General features: G+C 37.8%; 2 protein-coding genes, 1 tRNA gene and 1 pseudogene. 3 read left to right on the top strand and 1 reads right to left on the bottom strand.

The window, feature by feature from the left end:
• Positions 1-312, bottom strand: a pseudogene (locus PE36_RS23305) (YjiH family protein); the annotation flags it as partial.
• A 538-nt stretch (positions 313-850) separates the two neighbouring features.
• Here PE36_RS23305 and PE36_RS23300 point away from each other — a divergent pair.
• From PE36_RS23300 to PE36_RS23290, 3 genes are all read left to right on the top strand, one after another.
• Complete coding sequence (locus PE36_RS23300) at positions 851-1,783, top strand: porin (RefSeq protein WP_006034578.1); 933 nt, start codon at positions 851-853, stop codon at positions 1,781-1,783.
• Positions 1,784-2,136: 353 nt separating this feature from the next.
• A tRNA-Gly gene (locus PE36_RS23295) sits at positions 2,137-2,212 on the top strand.
• 232 nt (positions 2,213-2,444) lie between these two features.
• Positions 2,445-2,656, top strand: a 212-nt coding sequence (locus PE36_RS23290) for a MarC family protein (protein ID WP_006034577.1), incomplete at its 3' end; no start/stop codon positions are given.

The following is a 2,656-nucleotide window of genomic DNA, read 5'->3' as shown; positions in this document are numbered from 1 at the left end:
TGTGAATACAGCACCAAGCACACGGATCACAACCCAAACTGGGGTCAGCATAAATAATCGCGTTAATAATGCAGAGTTAACAATAAAGGCAGGTTTGATTGTGTTAGCAAATACCGAGACCAGTGCTGACAAACAGATAATCGCGGTAATGAGAGGATGAATTGCGTCACCTAACAAACCCTTTACGCCAGTCGCCATTAACGCCAGTGGAAAGGTAAAGTTACCGTCAACGCTTAATGGTGCAAGAAAGAAAAATAACCCCATTAAAGACGGGATTAAAAACACTAATATATTTTTTCTGGTATTACTCATTGAACACGCCTTGATTTTTTATTCATTAAAACTGAGTTTTTATTCTATATTGGCGATTTTACTTTTATATGACGCATAGTCAATATATAAATCTAGGTATGCTTGAAAAAGCCATTTTATGCGTTGTTAAAGGCGGTTTTTTCATTTTAAACGTCTTTGGTTGTGTTTTTGTTTTGAAACTCAAGAGGGGGATATTCAAGGTAGGTTTCTATCACAAGGTTACGTGCCTATCGCAAAGCTACAGCCTTAGCAAAGCTAATATGAACAGAACCTGAACAAGGTTTAAATAATGTTACTACTGGTCATGTATTTAGCTATTTAGTGAACATTATTTTGATGAAAGTAAAGTAAAGTCAGTAAGTTAGGGCTTAAAGTAAAGTACCGTAAGAAAATTTAATTTAATTTGATTCCACTAAGTATTTTAAATACATTGCGCCCATTGACGGGGTAGTACTTGACTTAATATACGATTTTAAATCGTCTCTTGTTATTACTGTAACTGTCTTCTACTCATCGACTTAAAAAAACGGAATTGTTCATGAACAACATCAATAAAGCATTATCTCTTACACTGACGGCACTTGTATCTACAGCTGCTGTTGCAGACGATAAAAACACCAACGAATTCTCTTTTGGTGGACGCGTTGAAGCACAAGGTTTCCTTACTGATAGTCTTTATAACGATGAATTTACAGCTCGGTTACATGGTCAAGGTAAATACCAACTTAATGATGCTATTACGGCGGTTGGTAAAGTGGAGTTGGAATCAATATTCCCAAACTCTGAATCTAATAGGAATCTTGAAGATTATACGCGTTATGCCTATGCTGGTGTGGAGACGGCTTACGGCGTATTAACATACGGTACTCAAGATAATGCGGTTACCTACCTCACTGACTTTACCGATATGGCTGAAGTTTATAGTGGTTATACCAACACCCACATTGCAGCAAGTGATGATAGAGCTAAAGATACGCTGCTGTATAGTGTGACCAAAGGTGATTTTAAATTCAATGCGTCAGCGAATTTTGAAGAATTTGAAAAGGGTGGCGGTGTGATGGTTGCTTATCAATTACGTCCGGATGTTGAAGTGAGCGCTGGTTATGCTGCAACAGAAGCGACTGGGGTTTATGCTGATTCATCAGAGGTATACATGCTTGGTGCTCGCTATACGAAAGATAGTTTCTTACTGTCTGGTTTAGTGCAAAAAGGCACGGTATTTGACGATGACTTTAATGCGGTGGATGCATTTGCATCTTATGGCTTCGGTAAAAATACAGTCAGTCTTTCATATAACTATTTAAGTGCTGCTGCAAAGGAAAATGTAGATATTAACTTCCTTGCCTTTGAATATGGTCGTTATTTTGGTGGCGTCGCGCTATACACAGGTTATAAAGTAGCATTCGGCACAGATACTTCAGCTGGAGGTAATGCAGATGAATTGATGTTGGGTGCTCGTTACGCTTTCTAACGTTATCCCAAGATCAAAAAAGCCTCCAAGGTAGGAGGCTAATTTCAATGAATTATTTACAGGACCAACCATAACAGTCCCAGAATTATTATGCAGTAGCAGCGTTTATGCTTTTGCAGTTTTTAATTCGCTGATCATAGTAGCAAGTAGGTCAATTTTACTTTCTACTTCATTCAATTTCGAACCTTGAACACCAGTAAAACGGCTAGTGATACTTAAGCTTTGCTTGCTATAAGCGACATGGTTGCATGGTGATATGAAATTGTGAGTTATTCCAGACGGATAATCGCTTACATACGCTTACATTTGTTCTGTTTGCATTACGGTAAAACCGAAGTAATATCTCAACCCATGCGGACATCGTATAATGGTAATACGTCAGCTTTCCAAGTTGAAGACGCCGGGTTCGAATCCTAGCTGACCGCTCCAAACATTAAAGCTACTCATTGAGTGGCTTTTTTTGTATGGGATAGCGCCACAGTCTTACAGAACAATCTAACAAACTTATTATCTCTCGCTTTTCTATTCGCTCTCGAAATACCCCACATACAGACCCTTACTGTTAGCAACTGTATATTTTATAACTTAGTAGGCTCATTCTGGTATAGTTGATATACGCATTAGCACGATGAAGTCGTTTGTTTATTAAGGAAAAAATAAGATGAGCCAATTATTTGAACATGCTTTGACTGTTTTTATGGCCTTTTTTGCCATTATGAACCCAATAGCAAATACCACGGTTTTTGCTGGGTTAACAGGGAGTATGGGAAAGTCGGAACAAGTTAAAATCGCAGTTAAATCTCTGACTATCACCTTTGTTATTATTGTTTTATTTTCGATTTTAGGTAAATCAATCTTCCATCTATTTGGTAT

Origin of the sequence: Moritella sp. PE36 (assembly GCF_000170855.1) — a bacterium.
Lineage (GTDB): Bacteria > Pseudomonadota > Gammaproteobacteria > Enterobacterales > Moritellaceae > Moritella.
The sequence above is the reverse complement of the archived record's forward strand: the minus strand, read 5'-3'. Positions and strand labels throughout refer to the sequence as shown.